The sequence below is a fragment of the Nocardia australiensis genome, assembly GCF_020733705.1.
Lineage (GTDB): Bacteria > Actinomycetota > Actinomycetes > Mycobacteriales > Mycobacteriaceae > Nocardia > Nocardia australiensis.
Genome location: NZ_JAJFZM010000005.1, coordinates 33893 through 53589 on the forward strand (window position 1 = coordinate 33893; position 19697 = coordinate 53589).

Sequence of the window (19697 nt, forward strand, 5' to 3'; positions counted from 1 at the left end):
GTATACCTCGGCAGCGGTTGGGTCGGGTGCGGGGAAGGGGGCGGATTCGGGGGGAAATCGGCGTCGGCCGAGACATCGTGCTCCTTGGTGGAGTTCGCGCTCCACGTTGCTGTGCAGGAACGTGCCGCGGTCAGTGTCTGGCTACTGGTCGAGCATGGGATCGACCAGTCACAGTGGCGGAACCGCCCCGGATTTGCACCGGGTTCCTGGGGCCGCGGCGTGGCGCAGCTTACTTCACTCGCCCCGGCCATGGCTAGGGGTGCCCGTCGTGGGTACGGTTGCGCAACCCGTTGTGGGGCAAGAACTCCGGTAAGAATCTGGGGCGGTTCCGCCACAGTGAGGGCCCGAAGGCCCGAGCCAGACACTGCCGACGGTGGTAGCCGTATCCCGCGACGCGGAGCTGTCAGTGTGCCTCACGGCAGCACACTGACAGTGCTGCTGTGAGGCACTGACGCTGTCCCCGTGCGCGCACTGGCCTGTTCACTGTGCGCAGACCAGCACCTGGATCCGCGGGTCAGCAGTCCAAGATCGGTCAGATACGCCGGAACAGCGCCGCGAGCGCCTGGCCGCCGCCGATACACATCGTGACAATCCCGGTCTCCAGGTCACGGCGGACCAAGTCCTGGGCGAGCCGGAGGCTGAGGATCGCTCCCGTCGCGCCGACCGGATGTCCCAAGGCGATGGCGCCACCGTATGGGTTGACTTTGTCCGGGTCGAGCCCGGTGTCGCGGATCACCGCGACCGCTTGCGAGGCGAACGCCTCGTTCAGCTCGACTACGTCGATGTCGGCGGGTCCGAGACCTGTCTTCTCGAAGAGGCTGTTCAGTGCGAGTACCGGCGCGTAGCCCATCAGCTCCGGCTCCATAGCCCCGGTTGCCACTGCTTCCAAGCGAGCAAGCGGGCTCAGGCCTCGCTCCGCGGCCGCCGCTTCGGTCGCAAGCACCACGGCCGCGGCACCGTCATTGATCCCGGAGGAATTGCCCGCGGTCACGGTTCCGTCGGAGATGAAGGCCGACCGCAAGCGAGCGAGGTCCTCCAGCGTGGTCGTCGGCTTCGGATGCTCGTCCGTGTGCACCGTCATGGGCTTCCGGCCTGGTGTCTGGACCGGGACGATCTCCTCGGCAAACACTGCCGCGGCCTTCGGGCTGGCCGCGCGCTGCTGCGACTCCAACGCGAACTCGTCCTGCTGCTGACGTGAGACCTGATACTTGGCAGCAACGTTCTCCGCAGTCACACCCATGTGCACCCCGGTAAAAGGATCGGTGAGCATCATCACCGTTCCGTCGGCGAGCGATCGGTCGCCCAATCGATACCCATTGCGAGCGCCGAAGTCGTAGAACGGCATACGGCTCATCGACTCGTCACCGCCGGCGAGGGTGATGTCGAGGTCGTTCCAGCGCATCTCCATGGCCGCCGACCAGATGGCCTGCAGCCCTGAACCGCACAACCGATTTACCGTGTAGGCCGGCGTCGAGATGGGCAACCCGGCTGCAAGCGCGACTCGCCGGGCGTTGTAGGCGTCCGGACCGACCTGACCGATGCAGCCCATCACCACTTCCTGAACCTCGTCGGAGTCGACACCTGCACGTGAAAGCGCCGCGCGGGCCGCGATCGCGCCGAGCTCATGGGCATCGACGTCCTTCAGGGCGCCACCGAAGCTTCCGATCGGGGTGCGTGCTCCGCCAACGATGACGATCTTAGATTTCTCCATGAGCAGATGTTAGGATGTCCATTAGTTGGATGTCCATGAATTGCGTTCACCAGGCTCGAATGACCGGGGGAGTCGTTGCCGAGCTGGTGCTGACGACCATCGATCGCGACTACTGGTTCTGATCGCGAACCTGGGCGGCGCTTGATCCCAATCCGGGCGCCGCTGTTGGGTTTGTTGGTGGCACGATGTCCGTTTCCGCTCTCGATTCACCAGATGGATTGGGAGGCGGGTTCTCCCGGCTGGCTCTGCTGGCACGTTGCCATGGCAGCCCAAAATGCATCTCGGGAAAGCGTGGGAAACCGGAACGCTGCGCTGGACGGCCGTCAGCCAGCTCTTCGCCCGAAAAGCCTGCGCCGCTTCGATATTCGTCTCACCGACTGCGTTGACGTCCCGGCCTCGGTGCTGGGTGATCGGTATCCCGTCACGGCAGCCGGCAGCGTTCCGGTTCGGGGCTCCGACTCGTGCAACCGGATGCGTCACCCCACCGATGAACGACACCTCGGTAAGTAGGTGCATCCGCGATTGATCAACGTCGATCCGCCGACAGTGGCGACGCCTTACGCAGGGCAGCCTCGATGTGCTCCGATTTCAACATCCTCTGTTTATCAGAGGTCGTTTCTGCTAGAAAGAGAAGCTGTGGCGATTGTGACCTGCATCTCCACAGGTGGCTGGGCTTTCACGCCTAGGTCGGAGCGCATCCGCGAAGGGAGCCCCGTGAGTGCACGTGCGCTGGTCGTCTGCGGCATCGCGATGCATCGGGCGAATCGCGATCTTCATACGCGATTCAGTAGCGCGAGACCTACAGCTACGTGCAACCGCGAGTCGCATTTGCCGCTCATCGAAGGAGTGACTGAATGATTGTTGAACAGACTGGTGATTCGGTAGTCGCGCAGGCGCGAACCGACTCCAGGCGACGTGCTTGGGCCATGACGGGCCTCGTCGTCTTTCTCTACATCATCAACTATGCGGACAAAGCCATCCTGGGCATCATCGCCCAGCCGATGACCCGTGAACTGGGCCTCAGCTCCACCCAGTTCGGCATGATCGGCTCGTTGTTCTTCCTTACCTTCACGATCGGCGGGTTCTTCGCTGGCCCCCTGAACAAGTACCTGACGTTGCGTTGGGCGCTACTCATCCTCGCGGCGGTTTGGTCAGTCGTGATGCTGCCTTTCGTGATCTCTGCCAGCCTGCTCACCCTCCTCGTCGGCCGTATGCTCTTGGGTCTCGCTGAGGGGCCGAGCTCCGCGCTCATGCACACCGCGGCCTACGCCTGGCATCCGGCATCGAAACGTGGATTGCCGGGGGCATTCCTCATGGCAGCGGGATCCATCGCGAAGATCCTCTTCGCCCCGATCCTCGCCGTCGTCACCGCCAACTACGGCTGGAGAACTGCCGTCGTAATGTTGACAGTCCTCGGAGTCGCGTGGATGGCGTGCTGGCTGATCGGGTGGACAGAGGGCCCTTACGCAGGGAAGTCCCCGAAGAATCCGACCGCCGATGCTGTCGATGCCGAGGCGAGCGTCCCCTGGCGGAAGATCTTCATGTCCCGAACGTTCCTGAGTTGCTGCGCACTCACCATCGTTGTCTACGGCCTGACCACCGTAGTCCTGACATGGCTCCCGTCATACTTCGAACGCGGACTTGGTTACAGCGCAGTGCAGTCAGGATCGATGCTGGCGATCCCAGCGATCGTCGCACTCACCTTGCTGCTCACCTCAGGCTCCGTGACCGACCAGTTGATAGGGCGCGGGGCAAGCTCCCGCACCGTGAGAATGATCGTCCCGTCGATCGGGGTGCTCGTCTGCGGTGCCATCCTGGCAGCTCTGCCCCTCATCGACATACCGATTGTCGCCGTCATTGCACTGTCCATCGGGTACGGGATGGCGAGCATAACCTTCCCCCTCATGAACGCGGCCATATCCGAACTGTGCCCGCCCCAACAAACCGCAGGCACCATGGGCGTATTCCTCGCCGTGATGGCGATTGGCGGCCTCATCGCGCCATACGCCACTGGCGTGATCGTCGACCATGCCGCCACCCCCGCTGCCGGATACAGCCAAGCATTCCAACTGATCGGCGTCCTGGCCGCCGTCGCCGCCGTAGTGGTACTGGTGTTCGCGAATCCAGACCGCGATCGACGCTCCATCCGGGGATGATGATCGCCACGTTCTAGACGGTTTGGGTGACCGCGGGCTGTCGGAATATCGGCGGATCTGACCTCGGTGCTGGTTAGTTACGGGTCGGGTTGATCCGGCCCTCGACAGGTGATCGCGAACGCGTTCAGTGCGGCCGCGCGCCGTGCGGCGCCGAGAATGGGGTGGAGACCTCCGATCTTGCCAACTGTCAAGCGGCGGCCGGTTTTTGGAAGCTCGGTGGCCGTCCGCAGGCTTTGGTCGGGTCGTAGGTCTCGGCGGTTTGCAGGCAGTGGTACAGCTTGCCGAGCATGCGGTTGAACAGGTGACGCAAGGCTGCTGCGTGCCGCCCGTCAGCACGGATGGGAGCCACGCCCGTCACCGCACAGGTCAATCCGTTCGCCGAGGGCTATCCCGGTTGATGGCATGCCCACTTCGGGCGCTGTCGGAAGCGGTGCTGGCCTGGCTCGAAAATTCCGCCATTCTCGGGCGATTCACTGGCCCGAGGGGACAGTGCGCGGATCCTGATGAGCACTGGGCTGCGCGTCGGCGACGGCAGCCGCCCGCGGTTGGACTGCGTGATCCACGATGGCCGAGGCGAGCCCTACCTCTGCTACATCAACCACAAGATGCGACGCGTTCGTTCCGATCGACGCCGAGCCGTCGGAGCCCATCACCACGCAACCGCGGACGGCCCTCGCCGAATTCGACGGGGGCAAGCTCGTTGGTGGGCTGAATTGGGATGTTCCGACAGGAGTCGGGTGCTCCTATTACATCGGCAGTTCCCAACCGGTGAGTCGTCGCACGGCGTCGAGGAACTCGATGGGGCCGTTGAACGCTTCTCGACGACGTCCAGCGCGGGTCTCGTATATCTCGCCCTGCCACTGCTCGTTCGCGGCGACCACCAGCTTCCATTGGTGGGACGGTGACCGGGGCCGGTCCGCGGCCGGGGCAGACGCGGTACCAGCCATTCGGTTGGGAGTGCTGGGCGCGTGCAGTGCTTCGGCTTCGAGTCTGGACATTCTGGCGCTCCATCGGTCGTCGCGTGCGCGCCCGCCAGAACGTCGTAGGTGCCTAGACATTCTTCGAGGGCGTTTTGATGGCGCCAGCCTAAGGAGTCATTGTGAGGTCGTCAACCGTCTGGTAGGTTTAGCTACCGATGAGACGGATTGGAGAACCATGACAGTCGAGATCGACCGTGATGCGATGGTCACCGGACCTTCCGCGGTGCCGGTCCCCGGGCCCGGCTCAGCCTTTGACGCGCGCCAGCAGCGACTGGCTGGAGTGCGGCTCAAGCCCCCGCGTCAGCTGTCCGCACGCGACCGTGCTCGCGCACTGTGTGACGATGGGGTGTTCCACGAGATCGCCACACTGCGCGAGGGCGGTGGCGGGATGCTAGGCGGGGGCGCGTCGCTCCCAGGCGATGGTGTCGCCGTCGGTTGGGGCCTGGTCCGCGGTCGGCCGACGGCCGTTGCCAGCCACGATTTCGGTGTCGCCGGCGGGTCGATCGGTTCCGTTTTCGCTGACAAGGTCGTGCGGCTGCAACGGTTTGCCATCGACACCGGGATGCCGATCGTTTACATCAACGACTCCGGCGGGGCGCGGATTCACGAGGGCATCGAGGCGCTGCACGGCTGCGGTCGGATCTTCGCGCAGAATGTCCTCGCCAAGAAGCGCGTCCCGCAGATTTCGTTGATTATGGGTCCTTGCGCGGGTGCTGCGGCGTACTCCCCGGCGCTGACCGACTGGACGGTGATGGTGGCCGGACTGGCGCGGCTGTTCCTCACCGGGCCGGAGGTTGTCAAGGCGGCCACTGGCGAGATCGTCGATCCGGAGGATCTCGGCGGTACCGCACTGCACACCGGTGACAGCGGCGTTGCTCACCTGGCCGCCGCGGACGAGGCAGCGGCGCTGCGGCTGACTGTCGAATTGCTCGGCTACCTGCCACAGTGTCGCGGCTCCGAACTACCACTGGAGCCGGCGCGGGACCCGGAACGCGACCCTGCTGACCTGCACCACATCGTGCCCACCGCCGGAAATACGCCCTTCGACGTCCGTCAAGCGCTCGCCTGCATCGTCGACGCCGGAAGCGGTCTAGAACTCGCTGGCCGATTCTCGCCCAGTGTGGTCACAGGATTCGCGCGGCTCAACGGGGTGCCGGTCGGCATCGTCGCGTCACAGTCGCGTCGTCGCGGCGGGATCCTCGACGCGAAGGCGGCGCAGAAGGTGGCCCGCTTCGTTAGATTTTGTGGTCGTTTCGGTGTACCGATCACCACATTTGTCGATGTTCCTGGCTTCATGCCCGGAGCGGTCGAAGAGCGTCGTGCAGTGATCACCCATGGTGCGGACATGCTCGACGCATACGCCGACGCTGGATCCCCGCGGTTGACCGTGATTATGCGCAAGGCATACGGCGGAGCCTACATCGCTATGGGATCGCAATCGCTGGGCGCGGATTTCACGTGGGCGTGGCCCGGGGCCGAGATCGCGGTGATGGGTCCGGAGGGCGCGGTCGGCATTCTGCATCGACGCGAGCTGGCGGCGGCCGAAGACCCGAGAGCGGCCAGGGCCGGTCTCGCGGCCGAGTACCGGGCGACGGTCACCCATCCCTTCCGGGCCGTGGACGCGGGCATCGTCGACGACGTCATCAAGCCCGAGGCTACCCGTGACGCCCTCATCGCCGCGTTGCGCGGCTTGGGCTACGGCCTTTAACCATCCAATATTCCGCGACGGAATCACACCACAGGAGCGAGCATGTCCAAGGTCTATCTAATTGACGGCGGCAGGACACCGATCACCCGATTCGGAGGAACCTTCCGCGATTTGTCCGGAACCGACCTCGCAACCGCCGCGGCGCGAGGTGTCCTCGAGCGGACGGGCGTCGAGCCGGCCGCGATCGAGCACGTGGTCGGTGGATCAGTGCTGCAGAACATGGCCGAGTCCAATCCGGCCAGGATAGTCAGCCAGCGGATCGGTGTACCCGATGCCAGCCCGGCCTATACCGTGCACATGCAGTGTGCCTCCGGGATGGTCGCCTTTATCAAGGCCGCGCAGGCGATTGCCCTCGGTGACGCCGAGGTGGCGCTGGCGCTCGGACAGGAGTCGATGAGCAACGCGCCGTTCACCGTTGCCGGAGCACGCTGGGGGCTGCGGTTGCAGCACGGACAGTTCACCGACGCGCTCAAGGAGTGCACCCTCGCCGGGTCTCACGGGTGGGGCGAACCTTGGTACATGATCGACGTGGCCGAACATCATGCCGAGGTCGACACCGTGTCGCGTGAGGATATGGATGCCTACGCGGTGGAGTCGCACCACAAGGCGGCCGCAGCCCAGGCCGCCGGTCGGCTGGCTCCAGAGATCGTCCCGGTCGAGGTCGCGGTCAAGGGCGGCACTCGCATGGTCAGCGCGGATGAGCATATTCGTCCAGATGCCTCCGTGGAGAGCTTGCGGGAACTGAGCCCGATCAAGCCTGGCGGCGTGATCACCGCTGGTAATGCCTCTGGGATCAACGACGGTGGGGCAGCCGCACTGCTCTGCTCTGCCGATGCGGTCAAGCGATTGGGTGTCGAGCCGTTGGCCGAGTTCGACGTCTCGCATTCCGCGATGGTCGGCTGCGACCCGTATCTGATGGGCTATTCAGCTGTGGATGCGGTCAACAAAGTCCTCGATCGCGCCCAGCTGGGGTTGGGCGACCTCGACTTGATCGAGTGCAATGAGGGCTTCGGGGTACAAGGTGTCGCCTGCGAGCGGCTGGGCAAGTGGCCTACCGAGCGCGTCAATGTCGACGGCGGCAGTATTGGGCTCGGCCATCCGGTGGGCATGTCCGGCTTGCGAATCGTCATCCACCTGGCCCAGGCGCTGCGTCAGCGCAACCTGCGGCGCGGTATCGCCACCGTTCCCGCTGGCAGTGGTTTGGGCTCGGCAGTCGTGTTGCATGCCGCTGGCGCCTGACCCACCATGAGAAACTAAGCGAATGGTAGAACGCGAATCGAGCGCTGAGCGGGTTACATTGGACCGAGTTGTCGGTGTTGCCGGCAGACTCTTTGCCGAACGTGGCTATCGGGCCACAACGCTGGACGACGTGGCCGACGCGCTCAGCCTGAAGAAGGCGTCGCTTTACCACTACATCGACACGAAGCAAAGCTTGCTGCAGGCGATCTACGACCAGATTCTCGGCCGGATCGCCGAGCAGGTACTCCCACTCGCCGAGCTCGATCTGCCGGCGGACGAACGGCTGCGGCGGATGGTGGCATCGCACATCGACTTCGTCACCGCCGAACGGAGCCTGCTCTCGGTCGTTTTCCAGGAGGAGTACGAGCTCCCGGAGAAGATGAAGGACATCATCAGCCATACCAAGCGCCGCTACGAGGATGGCTTCGAGACCGTGATTCGTCAGGGCCAAGAACAGGGCGTGCTCAGGGCGGGGTCGGCACGGCTGAAGGTGCTGGCGCTGCTGGGGATGTGTAACTGGATGCACACCTGGTACGACCCGGCTCGGTACGATCGGCGCGAGATCGCCGGAGAGTTCGTCCAGCTCCTCGAACGAGGCTGGCTGGCATCCGATGCTCCAAGCCGGCCGGCCTGGCCCCGACCCGACTCTGTCGATTCGGCGCTCGCCGACTCCTTCTCGCTACTCGAGCGGATACGTGACAACACTGCCGCGCTCACCTCGGAACTCTCCTTCGCCAAGGAGCGCCTCGAGGAAGGCGTGATGAGATCCCAGAACGGAGATAGCCGATGACCGAAACAACCGCCGGGCACGCAGTTCGTGCAGAGCTCACCGCCAGCGTTTTTCGTATCCTGACCGAGGTTGGTGCCTCGGTGGCCAGGGGGGACCAGTTGATGATCCTGGAGTCGATGAAGATGGAGATCCCGGTGATCGCCACCCGAGCCGGCATCGTCGCAAGTATCGAGGCCGCGCCGGACACCGTCGTGAACGAAGGCGACGTGCTGGCACGTATCGCCGAGGCGAGCTGAGCTCGTCGAACTGCGGCGACTGCTCGGCCTATACGCCGTGCCCAGTAGGCAGGTGATCCGTTGGTCGCATCGCATGGTCGAGGCCGCGGTATCAGTGCCACACGAGTCTCCCGCATCTGCGGATCCATGTGGGCTATATCGGTGCCAGCACGCGACGCGTAGGACCCGCCCCGCAGTGCGCCGGGTGTGTTTGGATCCTCAGCGGACAACCGGTTGGCCACATTCTGTCGTCTCGCCCCACGGTCGGGCGGCTTGGACATAGCGGCAGACCTCGGCTGATCTATGTGCATTTGCCAGGTGCGAATGGTGGCCCGGTCGGCGTTCGGATTGGCGTCGAAATCGAAGGCGTGCAGCGACTGTTGTGTCTTGTGCGTGCACAGTCGCCGCACGGCTGAGTAGCGCGACTGGCTATGCCAGTGAATTCCGACGTCGTTGGTCAGTGATTTCTGACGTCGGTCCGGGCTGAGGCGTTCGTGACGGGTGTCGCCTCGACGATGGCGGACTTCCCGCGCGAAGGCCGCGCCTGGACGGCCTTCGCGCACCGGATATCTCGTAAGTGCTGCCGGTGTCGCCACATACGATGGCTGGCGTCACGAAACACAGAGCTTCGTCACATTTGTTAGAGGCCCGACGGCAACTTGATCGAAGGCCCATTCATCAAAGTGCCCCGATACGGTTCCAACGGCGAGGCCGTGCCTACGACTTCCCCACTACAGCCTGACGCATTGTCGTACACAGCGACGGACTCCAAACCGGTAACGGAAATAGTGAAATCAATACCGATGTTTGTGGGCTTAGCCGATTTAGGTACGAGGCAAGCATCTGGCAGCAGCTCGACATAATCCGCCGTGTAGACAACGTTGTCCCAAAATCTGCCCATGACGGATATATGCGCGATGTCGGCCGAGGCGGGCGCGGCGTAGGCCGTGGCAGCAGCTGCCACACCCACAACCGTCAAGAGTTGTATGCCCAGCTTGCCGATAAACCGGGAGCGCCTCGCATACGAAACAATTTTCTGCATGTTCCCGTCCCTTCCGTCTGCTCACATTGTTCCGCCACAAAATATTTACTTCCGATGTGGATTTGCTGACGACACCCTGATGTCCGGCGCATATCGTTACTCACGACTACCAACGGATGATTCCCGAACCGGTCCGGTGGTCGTTAATTGCAATCATCTGCGCTGTAGTGACGAATGTTGATGATCGTTAGGCCAGCCGCCCGTGAACGTCGGGCGGACTGCTATACGCCGCTTCGCCACTCATGCGGCATTCCGATCACGGCGCGCCACCTCCGTTGGGATGCGCTCGCTGCGGGCAGCACTCCACGACGAACGCACGGTCGATCCCGTCGCAGAGACAACGCCTGGAACGGATCCAACTTCGACCCGCGGTTGGGATGCCTGCGGCGCTGCGCCGACCACACCGACGACGCGGCCGGCTACACCGTGTGCCAACCCACTCCGTACTTGGCCTGCAATGCGCGCCCCCGCATCCGCGCCAGCGCGTCTCGCCGGATCGCGGCATACAGCTCAGCCTTCGACTGACGGGGCAACGGGACCGCCCGGTCATCCCGGCCGCACGGTACCCGTAAATCAACTGGGCACAGGTCCTTTGAACGGGTGCATCTGCTTACACGGCGCATCCGAATCTCCACGTAGAAGCTGCACTTCGCGTCCGAGGGGACCGATGAAACTCGGCCGGATAAGCCGGTTCGGATAGGGTCTTGACCGTCTGACATCCGAGCGGTAGGTTGATTGACCAATGAGTCGGTAGGCGCACTCAGGGGTGAGGAGAACTAGGTGAGCATGGTCGAAACGGAGCGACTCGGTGGGATCGGCATTGTCCGGCTGAACCGGCCGGATCGGGGCAACGCACTGACCGGTTCGATGCCGAGGGAAATCTGCGAGGCGATCGAGGAGCTGGGCAGCGACGAGTCCGTCGCCGGCGTCGTGCTCACCGGCGCCGGACGGTTGTTTTGCGCAGGCGGCGACGCGGCGACGCTACTCGAGTGGCGAAGCCTGGACCTCGAAGACCGTGTCGAGCAGTTCACCAAATCGCAAGAGGTTGTGTTGGCCATTCGCGCCTGCCCGGTTCCGGTGGTCGCAGCCATCAACGGCCCCGCCGCTGGTGCCGGCGTCGATCTCGCGCTTGCCTGTGACCTGCGGATCGCTGCGGACACCTCGAGCTTCACAGCCGCCTTCGCGGCCGTCGGACTGGTCCCTGACCTCGGCGGAAGCTGGTCACTCAGCCGCTTGGTCGGTGAGTCCCGAGCTTTGCACTTCCTACTCTCCGGCGAACGCCTCAGTGCCACCGACGCCCTCAATGCGGGGATGGTCGACCAGGTGGTCGAGGGTGGCGAACTGATCAAAGCTGCCAGCACGACAGTCGAGCAGATCACAGGGGCCGTCCCGCGATCGGTCGTCACCGAGACGCTCCTCGCATTGCGTGGAGCCGCTGTCCAGAGTCTCGCAACGTCGATGCAACACGCCGCTCGCGCACAGGCGCGATTGATGACGACCGCCGAGCACCAAGAGCGGATCGCCGCTTACCTACCTACCTAAGAGTGGGACCAGCAATCCAACGAGGAGAATCACCAATGCTCTCTGATGACGACCGGCTCACCTCCCAGCGCATGCGCGACCAGTGGGCGGCCGACTACGGGAAAATGGTCCAGCGCTTCGGCGACGCCGCTCCGGACCAGGCCACCCAGCCAATGTCCCAGTCCGGTCTCCCGCTGCAAAGTGCCTACTTCCCGCATGACCTCGACGGCATCGATGTCGAGAAAAAGATCGGAAGGCCGGGCGGTTATCCGTTCACACGCGGCAATCTGGCTGCTCAGCACCAGCTGATGGCCTGGGCTAACCAGCCGGTGATCGGTTACGGGCTCGCGGAGAACACTCGGGAGCGGATGGATTTCCTCGAGTCCCAGGGCATGGTCGGGTACTTCGGCCAGCGGTTCTACAACCTGGTATACGACCTGGTGTCCCATGAGGGCCTGGACCCCGACCATCCTGCGGCGCGGGGTCGCGTGGGCCAGTGCGGGATGGGCATCTACAACGTCCGGGACATGGCCCGCCTGTTCGACGGGATGGATCTACGCAAGATCAACGTCGTCCACATTACGTACTATCAAACGATCCCGGCGTTGGCGCAGTACATCGCCTACGGCGAGCGTATGGGAGTCAGCCCCGAAGAGCTTCGCGGCAACTCGATGAACTGGTACCACCAGTCGGCGTACGTCGGCATGAGTGCCTTCCCCCCTGCCCAAGGACTGAAGCTCGCCACCGAGCTGGTCTCCTACTGCTCCAAGCGCATGCCGCGCTGGAACACGACGAACTTCTTCGGCTACGGGATCGAGGAGGCCGGCGGCAATGCCGCTCAGGAAACCGGTTTGATGGTGGCCTTCGGCCGTGAACTGGCCCGGGCCTGTACAGCCGCCGGGATGAAGCCGGATCAGTTCCTGCCTCGCTTCGGTTTCCAGTTCTCCCAGGCGAACGACTTCTTCGAGGAGATCGCAAAGATTCGGGCGATGCGCCGGATTTGGGCGACCACCATGCACGAAGAGTTCGGTGCCGAGGATCCGCGGTCGATGCATGTGCGTATTCACTCGCATACCTCCGGGGCGGTGCTCACCGCACAGCAGCCTCTGGTCAATCTGATCCGGACCTCGATCCATGCACTCGGTGCGGTCATTGCCGGTACCCAGGCGATGGAAGTCTCGGCCTATGACGAGGCGCTCGCGATCCCGTCACTGGAGGCACACACACTGGCGCTGCGGGTGCAACAGGTGATCCAGGAGGAGACCAACGTCACCGCGGTGTCCGACCCGCTGGCGGGCTCGTACTACGTCGAGGCGCTCACCGATCAGGTGGCGCGACGAGCTATGGAGATTGCCGACGAGGTCGAGAAGCAGGGCGGCTATGTCGCCGCACAGCAGTCCGGATGGATCCGTTCTGAGGTGGAGGCGTCGTCCGAGCACTGGCGGGACATGGTCAACCGCGGCGAACGGCGCATCGTCGGGCTGAACTGCTATCAGGTCGACGAAGACGAGGACCGTGAGGTGTTCTCTGTCGACCCGTCGGTCGAGGAGATCGCAGTGGAGCGCATCCGCGAGTTGCGTGAAACTCGTGACCAGGCGCGTTACCAAAAGGCTATCGACGCCTTCGACGACGCGGCCCGACGGTTTGCACAGGCCGACGTCTCCGAGTTGGGGACCGACTACCTGATGGAAGCGGCGATCGAAGCGGCCCGGGCCGAGGCGAGTACCGGCGAAATGATGGCGGTACTCAAGCAGCACCTCGGCTGGTCCGCCCCCCACGAATTCTGACCTCTAGCGACAAGGAATCACCATGGATCGTCCCATCCGGACCCTGCTTGCCAAACCCACACACGACAGTCACGACCGGGGAGTTCGCTACCTGGCGCGGGTACTCCGCGATGCCGGTTTCGAGGTCGTGTTCATGAACTTCCTGCTGCCTGAGGATGTCGTCAACGCCGCCACACAGGAGGACGTCGACGTCATCGGCATTTCCAGCTCGGCAGGTGGCCACATGCCGGTCTTTGCCGATGTAGCCGCGATGCTACGTCAGCGCGGACTTGATGACGTCCTTCTGATCGGCGGCGGGATCATCCCCGCCTCGGATGCCAAGAAGCTCCAACAGGAAGGGGTCGGCCGGATCTTCGGGCCCGGGAGTGACCCGGAGGAGATCCAGACCTACATCCGTGAGCACAGCCGCTCGGTTACCGGCATTCACCCCTGATTGGAGATTGCCATGAAGAATATCGCGATTCTTGGGGGCGGCGGGTTGATGGGGCACGGCATCGCGGTCGCCTGCCTTGCAGCAAGCGACACTCAGGTCACCATCGTCTCCCGACGGGATGAGTCGGTGAAGAGCGGGCTCGACGCCGTCGAGAACGGTAAGTACGGCCTTCGCCGAGCTGTCGCCCGGTCCCGCATGACCGCCGAGGCTGCCGAAGAGGCTCTCTCTCGGCTGCACGGCACCACGGACTACTCCGAAGGACTCGGCGAGGCCGACCTGATCTTCGAGTCGATTCCCGAGGTTCCGAAGCTGAAGCTCGCAGCGCTCGAGGCCGTGGGTGCGGCTGCCCCGGCGCACGCAGCGGTGGCTACCAACACCTCCAGCATCATGATCGCCGAACTCTGCTCGGCACTCCCGGATCCTTCGCGGCTTATCGGCACCCATTGGTTCTACCCGTCGAATGTGATGCCCCTGGTCGAGGTCGCCGAAAGCGCTTTGACCGCACCGGAGGTGACCACCCAGGTGGTGGACTTCCTGACCTCGATCGGCAAGCGGCCGGTCCGGGTCAAGGACGCGCCGGGCTTTTTCATGACTCGGTTCGTCAACAACTTCATCGCCGAGGCGATCCGGGCCGTCGAGCTGGGGATTACCGGGCCGGCCGAGGTCGATGAGATGGTCCGGACCGGGCTCGGCTGGCCGATGGGCGTATTCGAGTTGCTGGACGACACCGCATCCTTCGACGCCTGGTACCACGCCCAGGAGTACCTGCAGGAGATGTGCGGGGAGCGGTACCAGGTGCCGCCATTGGCTCGTCAGGTGTTCGCGGCCGGCTACCTGGGCGACAAGACCTTCAAGCCGACGAGTCGCGGCGGCTGGTACGACTTCCTTGGCGTGTCCCGCGACAAGGGATCCGAGGCCTGACATGTGCGGACCCATCGACGGTGGAGCCTCGACGACCGTATACAGGTCCCGTCCCACAGACTTGGAATTCGACGTGATCACGCTGGCAGACGACATCCACGTCCTGCGTGCCCGCAGCACCCACTGGCCGTCGCCGAGCAATGTCGTGGTCATCGAGGACGGCGACGGGCTGACCCTGCTCGACTGCGGGTTCGGCACCGAGGAGGCGCGCGACGGTTTGGATCGCGCGCTGCGCACCCTGGGCTACGAGATCGGCGCAGTGCATACCGTCGTCGTCACCCATCCACATCTCGACCACGCTGGTGGGATCGGTCTGTTACCGGAACGGGTCCGGGTGCTCGGTCCGACCGGCCTGGGCGAAACCGTCGCGGACGCAGTCGCCTCCGCGGAGCTGATATTCCCCACAGCAGTGCGTGCGCTCGCGCCAGAACGTGCCGATTTGGAGATCGTCGAGCACTTCCGGACCGACTGCGGGGTCCTCGACGGGCCGGTGGAGGTGACTGCACTGGTCCCCGGCGAGGATGTCAATATCGGCCGGACCAGCTGGCAGGTGGTGCTGACTCCGGGCCACGCGGACGGCATGTACTCCTATGTCGAGTCGAATTTAGGGATCGTGGTGTGCTCCGACGTCCTCGTCGCTCGCGGGACGTCTATCCCGTGGTACGCACCGGGTGGCGGCGGAACCCGCGGTTACCTGGGCGGTCTGGGTCGGCTCGCCGAGCTGGATTTGCAGCTCGCAATACCCGGGCATGGGGGCATGATCTACGGCGCCGACAACTGCTCGGCCGCCATTATCAAGACCAGCGAGCGCATCGAACGCCGTACCGACGCGGTCATGCGCGCCTTGGACGCTGGGCCGCTCAGCTTCGCGGAGCTGGAAGCGGAAATCTACCCCCAACGGGTATATGACGTGATCCCCTGGGCGGCGAGCGTACTCGCCACCCACCTCCTCGAAGGCATCGAGGATGGGGCGCTCCACCGCCACGACGACGTCTTCTCAACCACCGCGTGATCGGAGACCATATCCCCATGTCCCTGGCACAGCGTACCCCGGCGGAATTTCACGATTTGGTCGTCGCTGGCGACCACGTCGCCGTTGCCCGCGCCATCAGCCTGGTGGAGAACGGTGCGAGCGCCGCGCTGCACTCGGCGCTGTTTCCTCGCACCGGTAGAGCCTTCACAATCGGCATCACCGGGCCGCCCGGAGCCGGCAAGTCCACACTGGTCGACCAACTGGCCGCCGAATACCGCAAACGGGGCCTGACCGTCGGGGTACTCGCGGTCGATCCGTCCAGCCCCTTCACCCGTGGCGCCCTGCTCGGCGACCGCGTGCGGATGCGCTCCACCCCCGACGATCAGGGCTTGTTCATTCGGTCGATGGCCAACCGTGGCCACGTCGGAGGCCTGGCACTGGCGGCGCCGAGTGCGATCCGGGTCCTCGACGCGGCAGGGTTCGACCGCGTGCTCGTCGAAACGGTAGGTGTCGGGCAGTCGGAGGTGGACGTGGTCGGCACGGTGGACTGCACAGTGGTCGTCGAGGTTCCTGGGCTGGGCGACGTGGTCCAGACGATGAAGGCGGGGTTGATGGAGATCGCCGACCGCTTCGTGGTGAACAAGGCTGACCGCGAAGGCGCCAGCCGGTTGGCCGGGGACTTGCGGCGGATGGTGCGCGAGCGTCACCGAGGCGACGCGAAACCAACCGTAACGATGACCCAGGCCCAGAATGGCACCGGTGTGGACGAGCTGGCCGACTCCCTCGAGCAGTTCCGCGACCACCTGATCGATAGCGGCGCGCTGGATCGACGTCGCGAGGAGAACCTAGCGCGGGAGGTGGCGGCCTTCGTCGGAGAGTATGCCCGGCGTCGATTGATCGGCGACGACCTTCGACAGCTACCCAAAGAGATGCTGCGCGACCTGAGGGAGCGCACCCGTGACCCGGAGGGTATCGCCGCCGGCATTGTGGATGCCGCGCTCGAGTCGAGTCGAGAGGAGGTCAGCGATGTTCGACTCACTGCTGATCGCAAACCGAGGTGAGATTGCGCGGCGGATCATCCGGACTGCCAAGCAGATGGGGATCCGAACCGTCGCCGTGTACAGCGACGTTGACGCCACCTTGCCGTATGTCGAGGATGCGGACCAGGCCGTCGCGCTGACCGGAGGGCGCTCGGGGCGTGCTTACCTCGATGCCGAGGAATTACTCGACGTCGCCCATGCGACAGGTGCCCAGGCGGTTCACCCAGGCTATGGCTTCCTCGCCGAAAACGCCGACTTCGCGAAGGCCGTCACAGCAGCAGGGCTGACCTGGGTTGGTCCACATGCGGACGCGATCCTCGCCATGGGCAACAAGATCAACGCCCGCAACATCATGCGTGACGCCGGAGTCCCGGTGGCTGGTGGGACAGCGGAGCCGGTGCGTGATCTTGCCGCCGCTGAGGCCCAGGCGGACCAGATCGGGTATCCGATCATGGTCAAGGCCGCCGCAGGCGGCGGCGGCATCGGGATGAGCCTGGCCCGAGACCCTGACGAGCTACGACGTGCCTACGAGACCGCGACCACCAGAGCTGAAAGATTCTTCGGCTCACCCGACATCCTGCTCGAACGGTTCATCGAAGCCGCACGCCATGTGGAGATCCAGATCCTCGGCGCTCCCGACGGCTCGGTTGTTGTCCTGGGAGAGCGAGACTGCTCACTGCAACGTCGCCGCCAGAAGATCGCCGAGGAGACCCCGTCACCGGGCCTTACTCCGGCATTGCGAGCCCGGATGATCGAGGGCGCGCGGCGAGCGGCCGCGGCGATCGAATACCGCAACGCCGGCACCGTCGAATGCTTGGTCGACATGGCCACCGAGGAATACGTGTTTTTGGAAATGAACACGCGGCTGCAGGTCGAACATCCGATCACCGAGCTGACCACGTCGGTGGACCTGGTCGAGCAGCAGTTGTTGGTGGCGGCGGGCCAGGCGCCCTCCTGCGGTTTGGATCCGTACGTTGATGCCAGCGGCCACGCTATCGAACTTCGGGTATGCGCTGAGGACCCGCGCACGTTCCTGCCGTCCCCAGGCACGATCACCAGCTGGAAAGAGCCCGCAGGGGAGCACATTCGGGTCGATGCGGGATATCGCACGGGGAGCACGGTCAGCCTCCACTACGACTCATTGCTGGCCAAGCTCTGTGTCTGGGGCGAGGACCGAGCGGCGGCGATCGCCCGGGGGCGCGATGCCGTCGCGGGGTTCACCGTGGAGGGCGTCAAGACCAATCTGCCGTTCCTCGCCGACCTGCTCCGGTCGCCCAACTTCGTCAGCGGGCGTTACGACACCGGCTTCGTCGAGTCCGGGAGCGTTCATGAATAAGTGACACGCCTCAGCAGTGCCTCTTTCCTGACGACCGCGGCACACCGCGGATTCTCACAGACTTCGGTCCCGTGCCCCGAAGCGGCTGGCCGGTCGCCCAGATGCGACGGCTCGATCCACAAAAGAGCATGGCTACTTGTTGTGCGGATACGCACAACGGCCCGGCAATCGAGAATGCAGGAGTATCCGATGACAGTGGCAGACAACCTCACCATGGGCAATGTCATCAGGCGCGCGGCCACGCAATACCCGCGGCGCACCGCGATCATCTACGAAGACCGTCGGTACACCTACGCGGAATACAACCGCCGGGTCAATCGTGCGGCGAACATGCTGACCAGCCTCGGTGTCGAACACGGAGGGCACGTAGCAATCCTCGGCCGGAACTCGGTCGAATTCCTCGAGATGTGCCATGCCTCGGCGAAGATCGGCGCAGTTTTCGGCACTGTCAATTGGCGGTTGGCCCCGCAGGAGATCGCCTTCATCGTCTCCGACGGCGACGCGTCGGTGCTGGTCATCGAGGCCGGCTTCCAGGATTTGGTGGCGCCGATCGTGGACCAGCTCGGCGATACCAAGTTGGTCGTCTTCGACGGCGAGATCACCCTACCGGGGGCGTTGTCGTACCTGGAGCTGACCGCTGATGCTGCGGACACCGAGCCGGTAGCGGAGGTGGGCAGCCAGGACGAAGCACTGATCATGTACACCTCAGGCACAACCGGGCTCCCCAAGGGCGCCGTGCTCACGCATGGCAACGTGTGCTGGGACGCGATCAGCTATCTCACCTACTTTGCGCCGAGTCACACCGACGCCCTCCTTGTCGGAATGCCGATGAACCACGTCAGTGGGCTTCACATGCAGACCTCGGCGTTCCTGATTCGAGGTCTGCCGCTGGTGATCATGCGTCAGTGGGACCCGCAGGGTGCCTGCGAGCTCATACAGCGACATCGGATCACCATGGCCACCATTCTGGTCACCCCACTACAACAACTACTGGACTTCCCGAGCCTCGGGGACTACGACCTGACATCGCTTCGACTGGTGTTCACCGCAGCGGCCAAGTACACCCGCGAACTGCCGATCCGGGCTATGCACCTGCTGTCGATAGATCGGTTGCTGTTCGGTTACGGACTGACCGAAGCGGCCCCGCTGGCCAGCATCACTGAATTCTCCGGCGAGATGCTCCAAATGGAGAACACCCTGGGTTTCCCACTTTGGTACAACGACGTGCGGATCGTCGATGAGTTCGACCAACAAGTGCCCGACGGGGAGATCGGCGAGATCGTGATCCGTGGGCCGAACGTGTTCAAGGGCTACTACAAGCGACCCGAGGTCAACGCCGAAGTCTTGCGCGGCGGCTGGTTGCATACCGGTGATCTTGGATGGTTGCGCGACAACTACCTGTACTTCGCCGACCGCAGCAAGGACATGATCAAGAGCGGTGGCCTCAACGTCTACTCACTCGAAGTAGAGATGGGGTTGCTCGCAGCGAACCCGGAGCTGGCCGGGGTCTCGGTCGTAGGTGTGCCTAATGAGAGGTGGGGCGAGGCCGTGGTTGCGTTCGCGGTTCGGCGACCGGAGGCGAGCGGGCCGACCGCTGAGGAACTGGTGGCCAATGCCCGTCAGCACATAGCCGGCTTCAAGTTGCCCAAACAGGTCTACTTTGTCGAGGAATTGCCTACGAACGTCTCCGGAAAGATTCGCAAGAACGTGCTGCGGGAGTGGGCGAGCAACGGGTCCTTGGACAGCTGAACGGGCCGAGTCCGGCAGCCGAGCGAGCCTGCCGGACGTCAGACCCCGCAGAAAGGAGGCGAGCACAGGTGCTGAGTATCGCGGCTGTGCTCGAGA

General features: G+C 64.1%; 17 protein-coding genes and 1 riboswitch. Of the genes, 13 read left to right on the plus strand and 4 right to left on the minus strand.

Annotation, left to right across the window (positions count from 1 at the left end):
* Positions 1-111: 111 nt before the first annotated feature.
* A riboswitch (cobalamin riboswitch) is annotated at positions 112-232 on the minus strand.
* A gap of 300 nt (positions 233-532) precedes the next feature.
* Positions 533-1711, minus strand: a complete 1179-nt coding sequence (locus LKE06_RS22405) for a thiolase family protein (protein WP_228001332.1) — start codon at positions 1709-1711, stop codon at positions 533-535.
* 854 nt (positions 1712-2565) lie between these two features.
* Here LKE06_RS22405 and LKE06_RS22410 point away from each other — a divergent pair.
* Positions 2566-3867 (plus strand): MFS transporter, encoded by a 1302-nt coding sequence (locus tag LKE06_RS22410; protein ID WP_228001333.1) that lies wholly within the window; start codon positions 2566-2568, stop codon positions 3865-3867.
* A gap of 187 nt (positions 3868-4054) precedes the next feature.
* Here LKE06_RS22410 and LKE06_RS22415 read toward each other — a convergent pair whose 3' ends face one another.
* Positions 4055-4216, minus strand: coding sequence for a hypothetical protein (locus LKE06_RS22415; protein WP_372477412.1), 162 nt, complete (start codon positions 4214-4216; stop codon positions 4055-4057).
* A 397-nt stretch (positions 4217-4613) separates the two neighbouring features.
* A complete protein-coding gene (locus LKE06_RS22420; protein WP_228001334.1) occupies positions 4614-4865 on the minus strand; it encodes a hypothetical protein in 252 nt (83 codons plus the stop codon).
* A gap of 157 nt (positions 4866-5022) precedes the next feature.
* On the opposite strand from LKE06_RS22420, the gene LKE06_RS22425 reads away from it, so the two are divergent.
* Genes LKE06_RS22425 through LKE06_RS22440 form a run of 4 tightly spaced genes read left to right on the plus strand, consistent with a single transcriptional unit; the run spans position 5023 to position 8820 of the window.
* Entirely contained in the window at positions 5023-6555 is a 1533-nt protein-coding gene (locus LKE06_RS22425; protein WP_228001335.1) for an acyl-CoA carboxylase subunit beta, read from the plus strand.
* 42 nt (positions 6556-6597) lie between these two features.
* A complete protein-coding gene (locus LKE06_RS22430) occupies positions 6598-7794 on the plus strand; it encodes a thiolase family protein (RefSeq protein ID WP_228001336.1) in 1197 nt (398 codons plus the stop codon).
* Between the two features lie 22 nt (positions 7795-7816).
* Positions 7817-8584 (plus strand): TetR/AcrR family transcriptional regulator, encoded by a 768-nt coding sequence (locus LKE06_RS22435; protein WP_228001337.1) that lies wholly within the window; start codon positions 7817-7819, stop codon positions 8582-8584.
* Complete coding sequence (locus LKE06_RS22440; protein WP_228001338.1) at positions 8581-8820, plus strand: biotin/lipoyl-binding carrier protein; 240 nt, start codon at positions 8581-8583, stop codon at positions 8818-8820. Before LKE06_RS22435 ends, LKE06_RS22440 begins: the two co-directional genes overlap by 4 nt.
* A gap of 619 nt (positions 8821-9439) precedes the next feature.
* Here the strand turns inward: LKE06_RS22440 and LKE06_RS22445 are convergent.
* The gene (locus LKE06_RS22445; RefSeq protein WP_228001339.1) at positions 9440-9841 is read right to left on the minus strand and encodes a hypothetical protein; all 402 of its coding nucleotides are present in this window, start codon (positions 9839-9841) and stop codon (positions 9440-9442) included.
* A 786-nt stretch (positions 9842-10627) separates the two neighbouring features.
* On the opposite strand from LKE06_RS22445, the gene LKE06_RS22450 reads away from it, so the two are divergent.
* The 8 genes from LKE06_RS22450 to LKE06_RS22485 all read left to right on the plus strand — a co-directional run bounded on the left by LKE06_RS22450 (position 10628) and on the right by LKE06_RS22485 (position 19601).
* On the plus strand, positions 10628-11383 hold the full coding sequence (locus tag LKE06_RS22450; RefSeq protein ID WP_228001527.1) for an enoyl-CoA hydratase/isomerase family protein: 756 nt from the start codon (positions 10628-10630) through the stop codon (positions 11381-11383).
* 35 nt (positions 11384-11418) lie between these two features.
* Entirely contained in the window at positions 11419-13149 is a 1731-nt protein-coding gene (locus LKE06_RS22455) for a methylmalonyl-CoA mutase family protein (RefSeq protein ID WP_228001340.1), read from the plus strand.
* A 22-nt stretch (positions 13150-13171) separates the two neighbouring features.
* Positions 13172-13582, plus strand: a complete 411-nt coding sequence (locus LKE06_RS22460) for a cobalamin B12-binding domain-containing protein (protein WP_228001341.1) — start codon at positions 13172-13174, stop codon at positions 13580-13582.
* Positions 13583-13594: 12 nt separating this feature from the next.
* Positions 13595-14503 (plus strand): 3-hydroxyacyl-CoA dehydrogenase family protein, encoded by a 909-nt coding sequence (locus LKE06_RS22465; protein ID WP_228001342.1) that lies wholly within the window; start codon positions 13595-13597, stop codon positions 14501-14503.
* Between the two features lie 73 nt (positions 14504-14576).
* Positions 14577-15515: an MBL fold metallo-hydrolase gene (locus LKE06_RS22470; protein ID WP_228001343.1), complete on the plus strand. Its 939-nt coding sequence runs from the start codon at positions 14577-14579 to the stop codon at positions 15513-15515.
* Between the two features lie 17 nt (positions 15516-15532).
* Positions 15533-16537, plus strand: coding sequence for a methylmalonyl Co-A mutase-associated GTPase MeaB (gene meaB / locus LKE06_RS22475; RefSeq protein ID WP_228001344.1), 1005 nt, complete (start codon positions 15533-15535; stop codon positions 16535-16537).
* Positions 16503-17852, plus strand: coding sequence for an acetyl-CoA carboxylase biotin carboxylase subunit (locus LKE06_RS22480; RefSeq protein WP_228001345.1), 1350 nt, complete (start codon positions 16503-16505; stop codon positions 17850-17852). The genes meaB and LKE06_RS22480 overlap by 35 nt, the downstream gene beginning before the upstream one ends.
* A gap of 189 nt (positions 17853-18041) precedes the next feature.
* A complete protein-coding gene (locus tag LKE06_RS22485; protein WP_228001346.1) occupies positions 18042-19601 on the plus strand; it encodes an AMP-binding protein in 1560 nt (519 codons plus the stop codon).
* Positions 19602-19697 lie beyond the last annotated feature (96 nt).

Excerpts from the sequence above, each read along its gene's own strand:
- LKE06_RS22405 (WP_228001332.1), bottom strand. The coding sequence starts at position 1,711 with ATGGAGAAATCTAAGATCGTCATCGTTGGCGGAGCACGCACCCCGATC.
- LKE06_RS22410 (WP_228001333.1), top strand. The coding sequence starts at position 2,566 with ATGATTGTTGAACAGACTGGTGATTCGGTAGTCGCGCAGGCGCGAACC.
- LKE06_RS22420 (WP_228001334.1), bottom strand. The coding sequence starts at position 4,865 with ATGTCCAGACTCGAAGCCGAAGCACTGCACGCGCCCAGCACTCCCAAC.
- LKE06_RS22425 (WP_228001335.1), top strand. The coding sequence starts at position 5,023 with ATGACAGTCGAGATCGACCGTGATGCGATGGTCACCGGACCTTCCGCG.
- LKE06_RS22430 (WP_228001336.1), top strand. The coding sequence starts at position 6,598 with ATGTCCAAGGTCTATCTAATTGACGGCGGCAGGACACCGATCACCCGA.
- LKE06_RS22435 (WP_228001337.1), top strand. The coding sequence starts at position 7,817 with ATGGTAGAACGCGAATCGAGCGCTGAGCGGGTTACATTGGACCGAGTT.
- LKE06_RS22440 (WP_228001338.1), top strand. The coding sequence starts at position 8,581 with ATGACCGAAACAACCGCCGGGCACGCAGTTCGTGCAGAGCTCACCGCC.
- LKE06_RS22445 (WP_228001339.1), bottom strand. The coding sequence starts at position 9,841 with ATGCAGAAAATTGTTTCGTATGCGAGGCGCTCCCGGTTTATCGGCAAG.
- LKE06_RS22450 (WP_228001527.1), top strand. The coding sequence starts at position 10,628 with ATGGTCGAAACGGAGCGACTCGGTGGGATCGGCATTGTCCGGCTGAAC.
- LKE06_RS22455 (WP_228001340.1), top strand. The coding sequence starts at position 11,419 with ATGCTCTCTGATGACGACCGGCTCACCTCCCAGCGCATGCGCGACCAG.
- LKE06_RS22460 (WP_228001341.1), top strand. The coding sequence starts at position 13,172 with ATGGATCGTCCCATCCGGACCCTGCTTGCCAAACCCACACACGACAGT.
- LKE06_RS22465 (WP_228001342.1), top strand. The coding sequence starts at position 13,595 with ATGAAGAATATCGCGATTCTTGGGGGCGGCGGGTTGATGGGGCACGGC.
- meaB (WP_228001344.1), top strand. The coding sequence starts at position 15,533 with ATGTCCCTGGCACAGCGTACCCCGGCGGAATTTCACGATTTGGTCGTC.
- LKE06_RS22480 (WP_228001345.1), top strand. The coding sequence starts at position 16,503 with ATGTTCGACTCACTGCTGATCGCAAACCGAGGTGAGATTGCGCGGCGG.
- LKE06_RS22485 (WP_228001346.1), top strand. The coding sequence starts at position 18,042 with ATGACAGTGGCAGACAACCTCACCATGGGCAATGTCATCAGGCGCGCG.